Source organism: Paenibacillus timonensis (genome assembly GCF_022427145.1).
GTDB lineage: Bacteria > Bacillota > Bacilli > Paenibacillales > Paenibacillaceae > Fontibacillus > Fontibacillus timonensis.
This window is the reverse complement of record NZ_JAKSXN010000017.1, coordinates 38,815-55,285: the sequence shown is the minus strand read 5'-3', so window position 1 is coordinate 55,285 and position 16,471 is coordinate 38,815. Positions and strand designations below refer to the sequence as shown.

Annotated in this window: 16 protein-coding genes; 3 read left to right on the top strand and 13 right to left on the bottom strand. The window is 53.6% G+C overall.

Annotated features, from left to right (window positions below; translation table 11 throughout):
- Positions 1–401: 401 nt before the first annotated feature.
- Together MJ257_RS08815 and MJ257_RS08810 are read left to right on the top strand one after the other, a co-directional pair.
- A complete protein-coding gene (locus MJ257_RS08815; RefSeq protein WP_240268896.1) occupies positions 402–956 on the top strand; it encodes a GNAT family N-acetyltransferase in 555 nt (184 codons plus the stop codon).
- A complete protein-coding gene (locus MJ257_RS08810) occupies positions 913–2,022 on the top strand; it encodes a YheC/YheD family endospore coat-associated protein (RefSeq protein ID WP_240268895.1) in 1,110 nt (369 codons plus the stop codon). Before MJ257_RS08815 ends, MJ257_RS08810 begins: the two co-directional genes overlap by 44 nt.
- A gap of 41 nt (positions 2,023–2,063) precedes the next feature.
- Here the strand turns inward: MJ257_RS08810 and MJ257_RS08805 are convergent, their stop codons facing one another.
- The 12 genes from MJ257_RS08805 to MJ257_RS08755 form a co-directional block, all read right to left on the bottom strand.
- Complete coding sequence (locus tag MJ257_RS08805; protein WP_240268894.1) at positions 2,064–3,272, bottom strand: MFS transporter; 1,209 nt, start codon at positions 3,270–3,272, stop codon at positions 2,064–2,066.
- A 212-nt stretch (positions 3,273–3,484) separates the two neighbouring features.
- The gene (locus MJ257_RS08800; protein WP_240268893.1) at positions 3,485–4,180 is read right to left on the bottom strand and encodes an HAD family hydrolase; all 696 of its coding nucleotides are present in this window, start codon (positions 4,178–4,180) and stop codon (positions 3,485–3,487) included.
- Positions 4,181–4,253: 73 nt separating this feature from the next.
- Positions 4,254–4,988: a GerAB/ArcD/ProY family transporter gene (locus tag MJ257_RS08795; RefSeq protein WP_308193174.1), complete on the bottom strand. Its 735-nt coding sequence runs from the start codon at positions 4,986–4,988 to the stop codon at positions 4,254–4,256.
- Positions 4,948–5,349: a GerAB/ArcD/ProY family transporter gene (locus MJ257_RS24795; RefSeq protein ID WP_270406154.1), complete on the bottom strand. Its 402-nt coding sequence runs from the start codon at positions 5,347–5,349 to the stop codon at positions 4,948–4,950. The genes MJ257_RS08795 and MJ257_RS24795 overlap by 41 nt, the downstream gene beginning before the upstream one ends.
- Before the next feature lie 19 nt (positions 5,350–5,368).
- Complete coding sequence (locus MJ257_RS08790) at positions 5,369–5,560, bottom strand: hypothetical protein (protein WP_240268892.1); 192 nt, start codon at positions 5,558–5,560, stop codon at positions 5,369–5,371.
- Between the two features lie 14 nt (positions 5,561–5,574).
- On the bottom strand, positions 5,575–6,741 hold the full coding sequence (locus tag MJ257_RS08785; RefSeq protein ID WP_240268891.1) for a Ger(x)C family spore germination protein: 1,167 nt from the start codon (positions 6,739–6,741) through the stop codon (positions 5,575–5,577).
- A 6-nt stretch (positions 6,742–6,747) separates the two neighbouring features.
- Complete coding sequence (locus tag MJ257_RS08780) at positions 6,748–8,220, bottom strand: spore germination protein (RefSeq protein ID WP_240268890.1); 1,473 nt, start codon at positions 8,218–8,220, stop codon at positions 6,748–6,750.
- Between the two features lie 148 nt (positions 8,221–8,368).
- Positions 8,369–10,066 (bottom strand): cellulase family glycosylhydrolase, encoded by a 1,698-nt coding sequence (locus MJ257_RS08775; RefSeq protein WP_240268889.1) that lies wholly within the window; start codon positions 10,064–10,066, stop codon positions 8,369–8,371.
- Positions 10,067–10,165: 99 nt separating this feature from the next.
- On the bottom strand, positions 10,166–11,254 hold the full coding sequence (locus MJ257_RS08770; RefSeq protein ID WP_240268888.1) for a GIY-YIG nuclease family protein: 1,089 nt from the start codon (positions 11,252–11,254) through the stop codon (positions 10,166–10,168).
- Complete coding sequence (gene yfcE, locus MJ257_RS08765; protein WP_240268887.1) at positions 11,251–11,799, bottom strand: phosphodiesterase; 549 nt, start codon at positions 11,797–11,799, stop codon at positions 11,251–11,253. The genes MJ257_RS08770 and yfcE overlap by 4 nt, the downstream gene beginning before the upstream one ends.
- A gap of 72 nt (positions 11,800–11,871) precedes the next feature.
- The gene (locus MJ257_RS08760) at positions 11,872–12,954 is read right to left on the bottom strand and encodes an FAD:protein FMN transferase (RefSeq protein WP_240268886.1); all 1,083 of its coding nucleotides are present in this window, start codon (positions 12,952–12,954) and stop codon (positions 11,872–11,874) included.
- A 196-nt stretch (positions 12,955–13,150) separates the two neighbouring features.
- Positions 13,151–13,405 carry a hypothetical protein gene (locus tag MJ257_RS08755; protein WP_240268885.1) on the bottom strand — a complete coding sequence of 85 codons (255 nt, stop codon included), beginning with the start codon at positions 13,403–13,405 and terminating at the stop codon, positions 13,151–13,153.
- 233 nt (positions 13,406–13,638) lie between these two features.
- On the opposite strand from MJ257_RS08755, the gene hcp reads away from it, so the two are divergent.
- Positions 13,639–15,330, top strand: coding sequence for a hydroxylamine reductase (gene hcp, locus MJ257_RS08750; RefSeq protein ID WP_240268884.1), 1,692 nt, complete (start codon positions 13,639–13,641; stop codon positions 15,328–15,330).
- 158 nt (positions 15,331–15,488) lie between these two features.
- On the opposite strand, the gene MJ257_RS08745 is transcribed toward hcp, so the two are convergent.
- Entirely contained in the window at positions 15,489–16,376 is an 888-nt protein-coding gene (locus MJ257_RS08745; RefSeq protein WP_240268927.1) for a LysR family transcriptional regulator, read from the bottom strand.
- Positions 16,377–16,471 lie beyond the last annotated feature (95 nt).

Here is a 16,471-nt window from a genome sequence, read left to right as displayed (position 1 = left end):
TTGAAACGAAAGTTCAAAATGTCGGGTTAATGTCGGATTAATGCGCACCGAGAAGGTTGGATGAAGCTAGGGTCTGAGTAGCGCAGCGTACGTTTTGGGTACGTGAGCAACGGAAGGCCCGGCTGAATTCAAGATTCGACGCCGAATCAGCCTCACTGAACTGCTTCGTGATCCAAAGATGACTTTTTGAACCACCGTTACAATCAAGGTTCAAAAAGTTAGGTTGGGCGCACCGAGAAGGTTGGATGAAGTTAGGGTCTGAGTAGCGCAGCGTACGTTTTGGGTACGTGAGCAACGGAAGACCCGACTGAATTCAAGATTCGACGCCGAATCAGCCTCACTGAACTGCTTCGTGATCCAAAGATGACTTTTTGAACTACCTATAGAGGAGGGCGGTAGTGATGGAGATTAGAGCGGTAACCCAGGAAACCGGAGTCCCTTGGGAGCTGCAGCACAGCGAAATCCTGGCTTTCGTGCGAAAATACGGGGCCGGCCGCGTCTCGCCCGCCGTCCTCCGTGCCCTGCTCCGGTTGACGCCAAGCGATCTTGACCGCCCTGGCTGCTCCCTGCTCGTCGCCCGAATTCGGGCGGAGGACGGGGAACGGTTGGCCGGCGTTTCTTGCGCCGCGGATTACGGCCGCACCCTTTGCGTGGTCGTCGTGCATCCGCTGTACCGCGGCCGCGGGATCGGGGCGAAGCTGCTCCAAGCCCAGCTGACCCGGCTAAAGCAGCTAAGCTGCCGGGTTGCGCTCAGTCATGTCCAGAGCCTGCGCCTGTGCTTTCGCGCGGGGTTGTACGCCTCGGGCCTGACCCGGGGCCCGAACGGACAAACGCTGCTCCTGTTGGAGACACGGCCAGTCTCCCCGGAGCATGCCGAATCGGCCGCCTATAACAACAAAGAAGGTGATATGGTTGTCTCAACCCGTCCTGGGCATCCTGACCTTGTACCTCAATGACAAGAAGCAGCTGGAGGAACGGCATATCTACCAGCGCATGATCACCGAGGGACAAAAAATCGGTCTGGACATTTTCGTGTTCACCCCGATGGACGTTTTCGACCAGAAAAAGAAGATTTTTGCGCTCGAGTATGACCCGAAAGGGAAGAAATGGTTCCGCAAATGGCGCAGCTTTCCGGACTTGATCTTCGACCGCTGCCGGATTCAGCGCAGCAAGCGGTTCGAACAGCTGCTGCGGTTCCGTGCGCGTTACAGTCATCTGACCTTTCTCAACCGCCCGTTGCGCAATAAGTGGACGATATACGAGACATTGTCCCGCAGAGGGCGATTCCGTTCCAACCTTCCGGAGACCGTGTTATTTCATAGCAGCAGCGACGTGATGAGCCTGCTTAAAAAGCATTCCGCCGTGTACGTCAAGCCGATTAACGGCACGGGCGGCCGAGGCATCCTACGGGTGGAACGCCTGAACGGCGACCTGTTCCTAATCCAGGGGAGACGGCAGAACCGGAGCATCATTACTCCCCAGAAGATTCACAAATCCCGGCTGGGGCCCTTCCTGCTGGGCTGGAAGGGGAGCGGCCGCTTCATCGCCCAGCAAGGCATCCAGATCAAACTGCCGAACGGCCGCGTTCACGACTACCGGATGCTTGTGCAGAAGAACGGCCAAGGCAAATGGGAGATGACCGGCTGCACCGGACGCGTCGGTCCTCCCCGCAGCGTCACTTCCAACCTTCACGGAGGCGGTCATGCGGTGGCGATGAATACGTTGCTGAAGCAGTGGATCCCGGACGAGGAGCGGCGCCAGGAGGTGCGCCGGACGGCAGAGAAGCTCAGCCTGGAGGTCGCGACCTACCTGGAGGAGACCTTCGGGGCCCTATGCGAACTGGCGTTGGATCTGGCGATCAACCGCCACGGCCAGGTTTACTTGCTTGAGGTGAATCCCAAGCCCGCCCGCGAGGTGTTCAATCAATCGGGCGATTCGCAAGCGTATCGCGCAGCGATCGTCAAACCGCTGGAGTACGCGCTTTGGCTGTATAAGCATAAAGCCGCTTCCCCCTCTAATTAGGAGGGAAGCGGCTTTTCATTGTATGCAGTCCATCCGAAGCGTTATTGCCGCTTGCGCAGCATCCGTCCGAACACGCCTAAAATCGGCACCAGCAGAACCGTTGCAGCAAGCAGGGAAGCCCTGACTCGGAAGCGGCTTCCAATCCAGCCTACGGCCGGCCCCCCCGCCGTCTGGCCAAGTGCATCCGACTGGCTGACCATTGACAGCACTGTGGCGCGGTTCTCGCTGCGAAGATGCATATTTAACCATGTCGCATAGATGGGCTCGCTCACGGTAACGACCACGCTTACGGCAAGTACAGACGCGAGCGCCCATACGAAGTCCGTAGCCAAGGCAAGCGAAAGGATGCCAACGATCCGAATGGAAGTCAACACGAACATGGCGGCGGAAACGGCTCGATCACGGCTCATGTCCAGTTTTTTCTCCGTAAATCCTACCGCCAGCATGCCCAATACGACCGAAGACGCGCTGATCAGGCCAAACCACACGGCCATGGTAAACATCCCGTTCGGAAAACCGATCTCTTGGATCAAGTGAATTTCCCAGAGACGGTCATACCCTTCCGAAGCTGCTCCGCTAAACAGCGTGACAAATACGATGACCATCAAGAGCGGACTGCGGACGATCACCCTTGCCCCACTTTTCCATGTCCGCCCCATTTCTTGGAAATGAGAGGTTCGATCCGGGCTTTGCGCCCTTACAAAACGCGACTCCTTCATCCCGCGAATCAGGAGTAATCCGAGCACAACATACATGAATCCTCCAGCCAAGTAAGGAAGATTTGGGGATACTAAGGAAAGAGCAACGCTAATGCCGATCCCCAGCAAGGACGCCGTTAGCGCCACTCGTTTGGCACGCAAAAACACAGTCCCGGCAGCCGACTCCCCCACCTCATCAACCATCCAAGCGCTGTCCGCGCCGCTGACGAACGTATGGCCTACGCCAAACAATACTTGAGCGAACATGACCCAAAGCACGACCGGAACCATCAAGCCAAAACCTTGCAGCCAAATGATGCTTCCTTCAAAAATGAATCCTGCCCCCATGACGAACATGCCGATAACGACGGAGAGCTTCCGGCTATAAGTATCAGCGATCACGCCGGTTATCCCTTCAAAGAGCAACACGGTCAGTTCCAACACCGTGCCGACCAAGACAAGCTCAAGCGGACTTAAGCCGAGCTGGGTAACATAATAAATGCTGTATGTCGTAAATATGGTGCTTCCGGCTAATGAAGTAATAAAGTTCATTAAATAAAATATTTTTGCAGCTTGTTCATTAAACAATACATTTACCGCCTTTCGGGCAGGCGGCGCGTCAATTCAGAATTACCGTTCCATTCCGCAACAAACGGCCGCATACCGATGATTGATTCCGTATGACCGAATGGATTGAAGTTGGATGTTTTGCATATTGAACACCTCCGTAATTAGTAGAAAACGATTATGCTCATCGTTGCGGGTTATGCTTCCTCCGATTGATCGTAAAGCGGCAATAGCTCGTCAAAAGAGCCAATCAGCACGTCGGATCCGGCCAGCTCGCCGCCATCGCCGAATCCGGCATAAGCGCAGCCGATCACCGTCAGCCCGTTCCGCTTGCCGGCTTCGACGTCCGAGGAACGGTCGCCGACCATCCAGGCGCGGGACACGCCATGCCGATCCAAGAGCAGCTTGACCAAATCGACCTTGCTCGCTGTCTGATGCTCCCCGGCGCTAAAGATGCCTTCGAACAGCGGGAAAATACGGTGCGCTTCGGCGACGCCTTTGACGTAATGCTCCAGCCCGTTGCTGGCGACGAACAGCCGCACGCCCCGTTGGGTTAGCTCCTGCAGTGTTTCCGGCACCTGCGGATAGAGCTCGGTAGCCAGCCGCCGCAGCCCTTCCAGCTCGAATTCCAGCAGCAGTTCGTCGGCCCGGCGATGCACGGTCTCGCCATGGTTCGGAATAACTCGGCGCCAAATTTCCGGCAGCAGCATCCCCAAGCAGCTTAAGATCAACTCTTCCGGCGGCGTCTCCCCGGAATAAAGCCCCTCTTCCCGCAGCCGGTCAAATACTTTATGAAACACCGGAACCAGCAAGGTTTCCGTTTTGAACAACGTCCCGTCCATGTCAAAAATCATCGCTTCCGGCCTAGGAAGATCGACTGTCTTTCTCTCCATCTCCACATTCCTTCCGTATGTATGATATAGCCTCATGATATGTCAATTCGGTATCCCTTGTAAACCGAAGCCATTATCCGGACCTCGCCCGGCGGGCCAAGCGCACCTTGATTTCGGCAACCAGCAGCAAAAGCACGGGGAACACGACCTGGAATGGAAACGCGTAGAAATGGTATATTTCTATAGCGAAAAACTCCATGTCCATAATATTGTCGAACAGCGAGTAGGCCAAATACGTGGTCAGAAGACCCGTTTGAAGGACCACGCTGCGATAACTGTTCAGACGAAACAACTTCGCGATGCCTTGGCTTGCAGCCAACAAGCATACGCTGAACTTCACGAACACGCAAATCACGAAGACGATGGCTACCGTACCTTCGATGCGCTGTATAAAATCCCCGACATTAATCCGGCCCACGGCCGCATAGGAGGGGAAATACACGTTGCTCATCGTATACGTCCCCAAGACGAAGATGTTGCGGAACGAAATGAACAGAATCAAACCTCCGCCGATCAATAACCCGAATAGGAAAATACGAACGAACGATTTGCTATCCCTCACGCCGCCCAAAATGGCGGTTAACAAAAAGGATTCGGCAAACGGAAACGAAAAGGCGGAGAAGGCCCCTTCCCAAACCGGACGCCAGCCGCGATCCAATATCGGAAGGATATTATCGAACTCCATCCTTCCGATGGTGAGGAACAACACGATCAAAATCGTCACCATGCAAAGGTTAAAAAGCAGCCGCACGCTCCGCCCCAACGTTTCAATGCCGTTCAGCACAGCGATTACGCTGAGCAAGGCCACGAAGCATCGGCACGAGCATCGGCGTTTCCGGCATCGCTTCGGAAGTCATGAACTCCCCATAATTTCTAAGCACTAGGGCAGCCAAATGAACGGCATACCAAACATACAGCAGGACGAACACTTTCCCCAAAGCTTTGCCGAACACGTTCTGGCAAATGTCGAACAAGTTTTGCCCAGGATAAAGCGTTAACAGTCTGGCGGAAATCAAAGCGACCGGAATAGCCAGGAAAATGTCGATCAGGATGGCGATCCAGGAGTCGTTTTGGGCCTGCCCTGCCGCCCCCAGGATCATCGTACTGCCCATGATGAACAGGATCAAGATCGTTCTGGCTTCGCCGCCGGTAACCATTTCCTTGTTCATTGCGAATTCACCTCCCGGGTTATGGACTGAATAACATCCCCACCAGTTGTTCGATCCCCTGCGTCGGACTCGGCAGCGTAGCGCCTCCGGCCAGCGCCAGAGCCGCCGCGAAAGACAGCAGTCCCATTGCGCTGCTGATCGCAAAGTCCTTTTTATATCCGTTTTTGTACGTTTGGACTTGATCCAGCAACACGATGAGTGCATATGCCATGATCGTAAGCAGGATCACGACTCCTCTTCCTCCGTCTTGATCGGCTTTTTGGTCGACGCCGTTCTCTTGATTTCAACCTTGGCTTGCACCGATACCTTTAACCTGGAAAATTCCTCGTCCCAATCCGGTTCAAGCGACTTCCATGCCTTCGGCATCTTTTTATGAATCCGGTCGCCGAAGCCGAAGATATCCTGTTTATACCGCTTTTGTGCAATTTCGATCGCGTTTTCCATTCCTTTAACCAACATGTCTTCTGCCATCCTCTCGATTTCCGCTCGTCCCTTAGCCGTATAGTAGTCGACATTTTCTTGCACTTCGTCAACCGCCGTAACCGTATGTGTCTTCACCCGGATTTCGACCTGACCGTCCACTAGCACCGGTTCCACTTTGGTTTTGTTCTTAAAAATCTCCAAAGAAATCCCCGGCGGCTGGTTATACCCGCCCAGGGTCAGGATTCCCCCTTTGATTTCGTCCCGTAAAAACAATACGAACTTGGTTTTTGGGGCATCTATCCTTCCCAACATCCTGTCGATATCGAAAACGGCCGATCCGCGGATCGAAGCCGTCTTGGCCTCCTTATTTTCCGAAGAGTAAACCATCGGCAATAAGCTGCTGATGCCGGGGGTATTGATCGTATCGGCGAAATCAAAGATCTCGATCACGGGGGAGTTAGATACGCTATTTTCATTTTTCAAGATATCGTCGATCTTGTAGGAAAGCGGTTCGCCCGAATTACCATCGCTAGAAAGCACCTCCTCAGCCGTTTCCTCTCCGGACACCAGAATATGGATATCCGCCCGCGTCTCCGAATCCCTAACGTACCAGTCGATAATTTTCGCTGCTCCATCCCTTGCGATCTCCTCGCTTAAAATGATCGACTTGGCATGGGCCCAATATAATCGGTTGCCGGACTCCGTAATCATTCTACGTACAATGTCGAACATCGTCTTTCCGGATAAACTGATCCGGCTCGAACCGACGCTCATTGCGTCCTGCCCCCCTGAGCCGTCGACCATCTCGACGGTCAGCTTGATTTGGCCGTCTTCGCCTTTATCGATGGCAATCCCGGCGACGGTCGTCATTTTATCGACTTCCCGATAATTCCAGCAACCGGATAACGTGAAGACCGTGAGGCTGCACAGCATAGCGGCCAACCGTTTTACGCGTGCTCTCTTCGTCATCTGGCGTTACCTCCTGACTTTCCGGATCCGCCGTTTGGCCTGCGCCAGGGGAGCTCCGACCTTTACGCCCCACCAAGGAAGCCGGATCACCGTATCCCTGATGTCGGACTCCTTGAAAGAACCTACCGTAAGCATGTAAGGCACCCCGAAGCTTCGCAGGCTCATCAAATGAATGACCAATCCGATCATTCCGAACATATAGCCGTAAAGGCCCATAAACGAGGACAACACCAGCAGAATGAACCGGGTGGTGATCGAGGCTGCCTTCATCTTGACGTTAAGCAGCGTCGTAATACCGGTAATCCCAACGACGATGACCATGGGAGCGCTCACGACCCTCGCATCGACCGCGGCTTGACCCAATACCAATGCGCCCACAATGCTTACCGCCTGGCCGATCGAATTGGGAATTCGGGTTCCCGCCTCCCGCAGAATCTCAAAGACGATTAACATGACAAAACATTCCGCCACCGTTGGCAAAGGCACGGATTGCCTTGCCGCGGATATGCTCAGCAACAGCGGGGTAGGCATCATTTCCTGGTTGTAGGTGACCAAAGAGACGTAGATCGCCGGAACGGCCAAATATTCGCCGAGAAATCGCATGATCCGGTTGAACGAACCAAAAAGGTAATTGCTGTAATAGTCCTCGCTCACCTGAAAATATTCCACGAATAAAAAAGGAACCGTCAGCACAAACGGGCTTCCGTCCACCAACAACGCAATGCGTCCCTCCAAAATTTTGCCGGCCAGGGCGTCGGGACGTTCCGTATTGCCCACCGTTTCGAACGGCGTCAAGGTATGATCGCGAATCATTTCCTGCAGCTGCCCGGAATCTAACAAGGCATCAATCTCCAAACGTTCCAAACGTTGGGTGAGGTCCTGCAAGATCTTGCGGGAGACGGCACCTTCCACATAACAAAGGCAAACCGTCGTGTTCGTCGTTTTCCCGATATCCAGGAATTCGAATTTTAAATCCGGGCTCTTCACCCTTCGCCGGATGAGCGACAAATTGATGATCAGCGATTCGGTGAAACCTTCCCTCGGACCAAGCACAGACTTTTCCGTTCCCGGTTCCGACACGGACCGGCTTTGCCACCCTTGTGTCCCAACGATCAGGGCCTGTGCATCCCCCTCAAGCAGCAAAACCGTGTTCCCGTACAAGAGCTCGTTCAAGATTCCATCCAAATCGTCCAGTAAACGAAGTTCGCTGACCTCGATGATTCCCTCCATCAACAGCTGCATATAAGGAATTTCGTGGGTTTCCTCGGTTATCTGGAACCTTAAAATGGGTCTGAGAATGTAATTGCTTAACGTCTCGGTGCTAACCATGCCTTCAATGTGAATCAGACAGCCCGAAAAGGACTTCACTGAGGGATGCTGGAATTTGCGGAACTTGATGGTGGAATCCCCGGGAAATATTCGTTGGATCAACGCGATATTTTCATTGATCGAAGGATACAGGCTTTCCTGGATGAGCAATACATTCCCTCCTCGGTCTAAAGCATGCGGATATGTTATTTCCAAAATGGGTAAATTTTATTAACGGATCCAGGCCTGAATTTGAGAAAAAAAAACAGCGGGGAGCCACATCCTTCCCCACTGCCTTTGTTTGATCTTCGGACGATGATCACTGGGTGATCAGCCAAAAGGCCTCCCAGGCGCCCCCAACCTTGTCGCGGTTCGCCACCAGTCCCGCTCCGTTGTCTAAATCCACCGTAACGTACTTGTTGTTGGCCAGCGCGAACAATGCGATCGTCCCGTCGACCAGCTGTTCCTTCCTGAACTTCTCCCAGAGTTGAATGCTCTCGCCGCGGGCAACCAGCTTGCCGCCGATGTTCACGTCCGCGGTGACGTACTTCCCATTGATTTTCGACTTCAGCGAAATCGTCTGATCGCTGTTGTTGACGACCTCGAACAATTCCCAATCTTGGGCCGTTTCGCGATTCGCCACCAGCGGATCGCTGCCGGCGTTCTCCGCGCTGACGATTTTCTTATTGGCTTCAGAGATCAAGTAAACCAACCCGGTAGGTGCCGGGGGAGGCGTTGATCCGGTCGTATATTTCTTCACCAAATTTTGCAGTGTGGGATTTGGCTTGAAATTCTCCGTATTAAACTTGCTCCATTTGGCGGCGATCGTCGCGGGGCTGTCGCCCGTGATGTTCGGTACCGGATTCGGGTTATTGTTGAAATATCCCCAGTTCCCGTAGTTCGAGCTGACCTTGTACGTCCAGTTCGTCCAGGAGATGTTGGAGGCGTTCATTCCGGCCAAGAACTTCTCCCATAGATCGGTGAAATCGAACAGGCAGAACTCCCCGACGTACACCGGAACATTCCACTGGGCTTGATGATCTCGAAGCCCCTGCAAGGCGCCGTTCACCAGATTGTTCTGCGCATTCCAGTCGGAAGCCTCGCTCCCGGCCATCGCGTAATAATGCATTTCGTACACGACGTTCGTCCATCCGAACGTGTCCGGGTCATAGAGCTGACCCCAGCTCCACGCCGCTTCAATAAAGATCGCATGATCGGGGTCGATCGCGCGGATCGCTTTGTACAGCCGATCGTAATAAGCGTTCAACTGCTCCTTGCTAACCCGGTCGGGTTCGTTTAACAGATCGTAACCGGCCACGGTCGGATTCCCTTTATAGTGGTCCGCAATCCCTTCCCACAACCGGACGGTGCGATCCTGATATTCTTTGTTCTTCCATAGCTGCGGGTCCGAGTTGGCCTCGCCGGAGTTATCGAACGTATTCTGGGCGCCAAACGTGCCGTGCAAATCCAGCAAGACGTAAATGCCTCGATTCCCCGCCTCGCGGACGAGCCAATCCAGCTTGCTCCACGGATCCTGCTTCCAGTTGCCGTACTTGTCCATCAGCTCAAGGTACAGGATTGGGACGCGGACCATGTTCATCCCCATGTTTTGGACATTGTCCAGATCCCGCGTCGTCAACCAGGCGTCCTGATACGTTTTGATCAGGCTTTCCGCGGTCTCTGCCCCATGCAGGCTTGTCAACGTTTCGCGCAGCGTCCATTCGTCCTTTACGCCGAGCGGCGACATCCAGCCCTCCTGCAGCAGCCAGCCGCCGAGATTGGTCCCCCGCAGAGTGACGATATTGCCAGTTCCGTAATTATCCCGAAGTACGGTACCATTCGCCTTGAGAAACCCGCTAGGCTCGATTCCCGATACTCCGGCTTCCCCCTCCGCCGCCTTGGCTGACGGCGCAAACATCGAACCGCTTAATGTCGAAGCAGAAAGAACAACACAAAATAGCAACGTACGGAGCATTCTCATGATGTCGTTGACGGTGTTGGAGCTTTTCCTTACCATCACAAATCCTCCTCTGTGCCAATATTGGTTTATATTTCCACCTCAAACATAAACGATTTATGTAAGCGCTGTCAATAATAAGATAGTTTCATAGATTCTTCAAATCATCTCTTCCAGAGCCCGAGCGATACGTGCGACGTCTGCGGACTTAATCCACGCTTGCGGAATCGACACATGGCGGCAGTCACTGCTTTGCAAATAACGGTAGATGATCCGGGCTTCATCGATTTCGTCACGGGAGGGCTTGCCGGCTAAAGGAAGCCCCGCCATATCAAAGGAGTTCAACGCCTCCCCGATCATTTCCATGAACAGGGTTGCATTTGCGCTTTCCGAGAGGTCCACTTTCCGGCTATACAGAATCCGATTCCGCCGCAGCAAAAAGAACTTGGCCTCCCGTTCGCCCAAACGTTCCAACACTATGACGTTCCGGTTCTGCTCGGCGAACCCGGCGATCTCCTCCTGCTTGGCAAACAAATCGATCGCGTTCAAGGCATCCCTAAGCTTGGCCGCGGCTTCGAAGTCATATTGCCCGGAAGCCTCCCGCATCCGCAGCTCCAGCTCTTCCCTAAGGCCGGGATCCCGACCGTCAAGAAGCGCGTCGAATCGCGCCAGGACTTGATTGTTGCTTTGGACCGCATCCCCGCCCAAGCATGCACCGAGACATAACCCCAGCGAATGGTTCAAGCAAGGGACGCCGGTAAAAGCAGAACGGTTACGATTGCAGGCGATACGCAAAACTTCGCGAATGCTTCGGACCGCATCCTCCACGGTATGCCGGCTCGCCGTATAGGGTCCGTAAACTTGTCGGATCCCCGGGGCCTCAGGGTTATCCACGACTTCCAAGTCCCAAATCCCTTCGTTATCCCGGATCGCGATATACGCATAACCGTGCGGGCTTTTCATTTTTTTGTTATACATCGGGTTCAGTTCGCGTATCAGTCGGCACTCCAGCATCAGTGCTTCGAATTCGGTATCCGTCAGGCGGATCTCCAAGTCCTTGACGTTATGCGCAAGTCTTTCAACTTTCTTGGAGCGGTTACGGGAAGCATGAAAATAGGAGCGAACCCTTTGCTGCAGGTTTTTGGACTTGCCGACGTAAATAATGCCTCCGGCCGCGTCCTTCATCAAATAAACCCCCGGCGAAGCGGGGAGGAGCCGCAGCTGATGTTCGATCCGTTCGTTAGTCATGGAGTAAACTCGATCCGTTTCACGGTTTCTCCGGCAAAATCCTTAACGATAAACGCCCCCGCCTCCAACACGCCATAGGAATTCGGGTAATCCTCTTTCGGTAACGCGATGGATCCCGGGTTCAGCACATAGATGCCGCCCTTGCGGTCGGCTACAGGCACATGCGTATGTCCCTGGATAAACACGTCGCCGGGCGCCAGCGGCGGAAGCTGCTCGATGCTGTATCCGTGTCCATGCGTGACGTAGATCCGGCGTCCTTCGAAGTAGAGCATGGCGTAATCCGCCATCATCGGAAATTCGAGCAGCATTTGATCCACTTCGGCATCGCAGTTCCCGCGAACGGCGATGATGCGCTGCTTATGCCCGTTGAGCGTTGCCGCTACCCGTTTCGGATCATATCCGTCAGGCAGAGGATTCCTTGGGCCGTGGTACAAGAAATCCCCCAGCATGATCATCTGATCGGGTTGCTCTTCTGCAGCTTTGGCCATCGCCCGGTCCAGCCAAGCGCTTGACCCGTGGATATCCGAAATCAACATCAGTTTCATAGAGACCAACTCCTTTATCAAATCGTTTTAGGATAAAGAAAGACGCTCAATCGCTTGAACGTCCCTTGCCTGCTATTCTTCGACCAGCGTGTACTGCTCGTCCGTCACCTTAAACGTATCCTTGAGTCCCGACGTGACGTAAATCTTATTGTCCTTCGTGATGAACATTCCTTCCGTCCCATCGTTCAAATCCTCGATGTACTTCAACCCTTCTGTAAGGCCCATCACATAAACGAACGTCGACAGCGCGTCAGCGTCCGTTGCGTTGTCCGCCAGGATCGTGACGCTCTTCAGATTGTTTTGCGACGGCACGCCGGTTCTCGGATCAAGGATGTGGTGATACATCACGCCATCCTCGATGAAGTAACGTTCATAGATTCCGGAGGTATCAATCACCTGGTCGCTTAATCGAATCGTCCCCATCGTCGTGCCCCGCGAGCTATCGGGATCCTGGAGGCCGACGTTCCAGCTGTCGCCGTTAGGTTTGTTCCCGATGACGATAATGCTGCTGCCGCCAAGGTCAACCAGCGCGCTCTTGACGCCTTCCGCCCGTAAATAGGCAGCAACCTCGTCCGCCGCGTAACCCTTGCCGATGCCGCCCAGATCCAGCACCATCCCCGGCCGTTTCAGAAAGACGGTGCGCTTGGCATCGTCCACTACGACATCCTTATAGCCAACCAGGTTCAGCTCCCGCTGCAAATCCTCCGGCGCTGGAACATGGGCCCCCTCATGTCCGATATCCCATAGATCGACCAGCCCGCCGACGGTTGGATCGAACAGCCCGTCCGTTTCTTCGGCGTAGTCAAGCGAACGTTCCAGCACCTTCATCGTATCCTCCGAAACTTCAACCGCCTGTTTACCGGCTTCTTGATTCACTTTGTAGAGTTGGCTCGTCTCCAACGTACGGCTAAGCTCTTCATCCAAGGTTTTCAGCATGTTGTCGATATGGTTCAGATGCTCCTCGGCTTTGGGGTCATCGTACAATTTGATGTTAACCACCGTATCAAAAATATAATATTGTTTTGCGGCTGGCTCCGCAGCCGCCGGATTCTCATTATTCCCTGCATTCCCTCCGCAGCCGGACAGGATTGCCGTCATCATTGCCGTCAAGCCTATGATTACGGCCCGTTTGCGCCATTTCTGTGTTCGTTGCATCGTTTCACCTCATTTGAAATTCCACGCATCTAGTGGTTAACATATCGTATTGTATAATTTCCGCAACCGATTAGTCCAGTAAGTACATCACTCGTAGGGTTAGAGGTTCGATGCAAAGCGTGCGCAAACGAAAAAGAAGCGAGATTTATCCCGCTTCCAAGCATCGACCTCGGGACCGAGGATCATCCGCAACCTATTACCTGAGAAAGTCATCATCCCGAGAGATGTAGTCGTATTGACGGTTATATCTCCGATTCTCATCTAAATACTGGCGTTCTAGATTCTTCATATAATAATAACTTCCACATCCTATCAGAACCAAGGTCAAAACCAGCATAATTCGGTAGGCAAACGTAAAATGATCGGTGGCAAAGCCGATAACCATTCCTAGGATGGCCATGGTCAAAAGGCCCCAAAGCACGGGTTTCATTATCTTCTTAAAGGTTTCCATATTCCACCTCCGGTATCATTAACTGTATTATATCAACTTTTCTCTAGATTGCGAGATTTTGTGGTATGTTTTCTATTTTGTGGAAATAATTGTGATCCCGATCACTCAGCCGTAAACGATCCGGCGATATGCTTCTGGCAGAATCGGAGGTGCAGCGCTCTCAAATTCCGAATTGTGAAATTATACACATACTCGCATCTCCCTTACTATCCCTATTCCAAGGAGGTTTCTCCATGAACCCAAGTCATGCCACGACCGAAATGCGTCAAGAGCCGTCTATGTTCTGTTACCAATGCCAAGAGGCGGCCGGTGGAACGGGCTGCACGATCGCAGGCGTTTGCGGAAAGTCTGAGGAGGTAGCCAATCTGCAGGATTTGCTCATCTATGTACTCAAAGGCGCGGCATTCCTTGCGCTGGAGAGCGGTCTGCCGGAACCCATCGATCGGCAGCTATCCGTTTTTACGATGAACGCCTTGTTTGCGACGATTACGAATGCCAATTTTGATCGCGACTTCTTCGTCAGCCAAATTCGCGCAGCTCTTGCTTTGCGCGATGCCGTGCGAAGCTGCTGGAACGAGAGGCATCCAAGCAAGTCGACGGCGGCCCTGCCCGATGCCGCGCGCTGGGATGCGGATGAGGAAATCCAGTTCGCGGATAAAGCGAAGCAGGTGGGCGTCCTCTCCACCGCAAACGAAGACATTCGCTCCTTGCGCGAGCTGTTGACCTATGGGCTCAAGGGGATGGCGGCTTATACTTACCATGCTTACCAGTTAGACTATGTTCAGGCGGATATTGATCATTTTTTACGCCGGGCGCTGGCCGCCACTCTCGATGATGCCTTGACCGCAGACGACCTCGTCGCCTTGATTCTAGAGGCAGGCAAGTATGGCGTGGAGGCCATGTCCTTATTGGATCAGGCTAACACCAGCACCTACGGCCATCCGGAGGTAACCCAGGTCAATATCGGCGTACGGAATCGCCCCGGCATTTTAATCAGCGGTCACGATTTGAAAGACCTGGAAGAGCTGCTGGTTCAGACCGAAGGAACCGGCGTGGACGTATATACCCACAGCGAGATGCTTCCGGCCCATTACTATCCGGCCTTCAAGAAATACAGCCACTTCGTTGGCAATTACGGCAACGCCTGGTGGCAACAAACGAAGGAATTCGCCTCCTTCAACGGCCCGATTCTGATGACGACCAACTGTATCGTTCCGCCAACGGCAAGTTATAAGGATCGAATCTATACGACGGGAAATACCGGCTATCCCGGGGTGCGGCATATTCCGGACGGTATAAACGGTCAACCCAAGGACTTCTCGGAACTCATCGCGCACGCCCAAAGCTGCCCATCGCCGACGGAGCTCGAGAGCGGGCAGATCGTAGGCGGTTTTGCCCATCATACTGTCACCACTCTGGCCGATCAGATCGTCCAGGCCGTGGAGACCGGGGCGATTAAGCGGTTTTTCGTGATGGCCGGTTGCGACGGGCGAATGAAATCGCGTGACTACTACACGTCGTTTGCCATGGAATTACCCCACGATACCGTGATCTTGACCGCCGGCTGCGCCAAATACAAATATAACAAGCTGGACCTCGGCGACATCGGCGGCATTCCACGCGTCCTGGATGCGGGTCAATGCAACGATTCCTATTCGCTGGCCGTCATTGCGCTCAAGTTAAAGGAACTGTTGGGTCTTGAGGATATTAACGAGTTACCGATTTCGTACAATATCGCCTGGTATGAGCAAAAGGCCGTCATCGTTCTGCTGGCCTTGCTGTATCTCGGCGTCAAGAACATTCATCTCGGCCCTACCTTGCCAGCCTTCCTGTCGCCCCATGTTGCCCAGGTTCTGATCGACAATTTCGGCATCGGGGGCATCACGAACGTGGAGGAAGATATGACCCTGTTTCTCGGGGCCTAGGCGTTGCGCTTGATATAAATGTAAGAACCTTCTGTTCCTGATGGAATAGAAGGTTCTTTCTTGCTTCTCCCTAAGATGCGACCGGATGTATTCCTTTCCCGCCCCCGCTTCGTTCGCAGCGAACAATTTTTGCGGCCGTCCGTCAGTTCCTCCATCCCTCACTCGTAATTTATCTCCGATTCGGCCAACTTGGCGAAGTAATGGATCGTAAAGTCACGGAACTGTTCCGAAATTTGCTTCATGTACCTATCCTTCGGCCAGGACAAAGAAATCGAGCGCTTGCACCAGCTTTCTTCGAGTCTCAGCAGCCTGACGCCCGTTCCGGTTGAGCCGCCCCAAGTTACGGCGGGCAGGAATGCAACGCCCTGGCCCGCACGAATTAATCCCCGTACGGTGGCCGGATCGTCGCTCTCAAACCGAATCCGGGGAGTAAACCCGGCCAGCCGGCAGAAGGCATCCGTCGTCTCGCGCAACGACTTGCCGGTTGGCAGCATGATAAAGTCTTCCTCCCGAAGCGCTCTCAAGCTGACCTGTTCCCGGTGTGCGAGAGGATGGTCGGCCGGAACGGAAACAAGGATATCCTCCTCAAGCAAGGAGACTGTCATCGCTCCAGGAGGCGGCTCGGCTCCGTCGGAGAGGCATAGATCATAGTTCGTCCTATCGTCCATCGGGGAGACATGCTGCAGTAAGTTGAATTGAGCGTTCGGCCATTCCGTGCGAAAATCAGCCAATAGGCCTGGAAGCAAGTGCGAGGACACCCGAACATCGAGTGTAACGACGGAAGAAGCGAATCCGTTGGCATCCCGAAGTTGCTGCTTTCCATCCTCGAGCGCTTGCAGTGCGAGATTCACATGCTGAAGAAATATCCTGCCGTGCTCGTTCAGGCGAATCGTCTTGCGCTCCCGCTGAAACAGTTCGGTCCCTAGCTCGGCTTCCAGCGCCGCGATCATCTTGCTAAGTGCCGGTTGCGAAATATGCAAGACGTGCGCTGCTTTCGTCATATGCTCCATGCGAGCAACCGTCTGAAAGTATTTCAACTGCAACATCTCCACTCCGATATCGCCTCCTACCTTCATAACCTATAAGTTATGATATATATATTCAAATATATATTATGGTTCATGAAATCAAGCAAGCTATA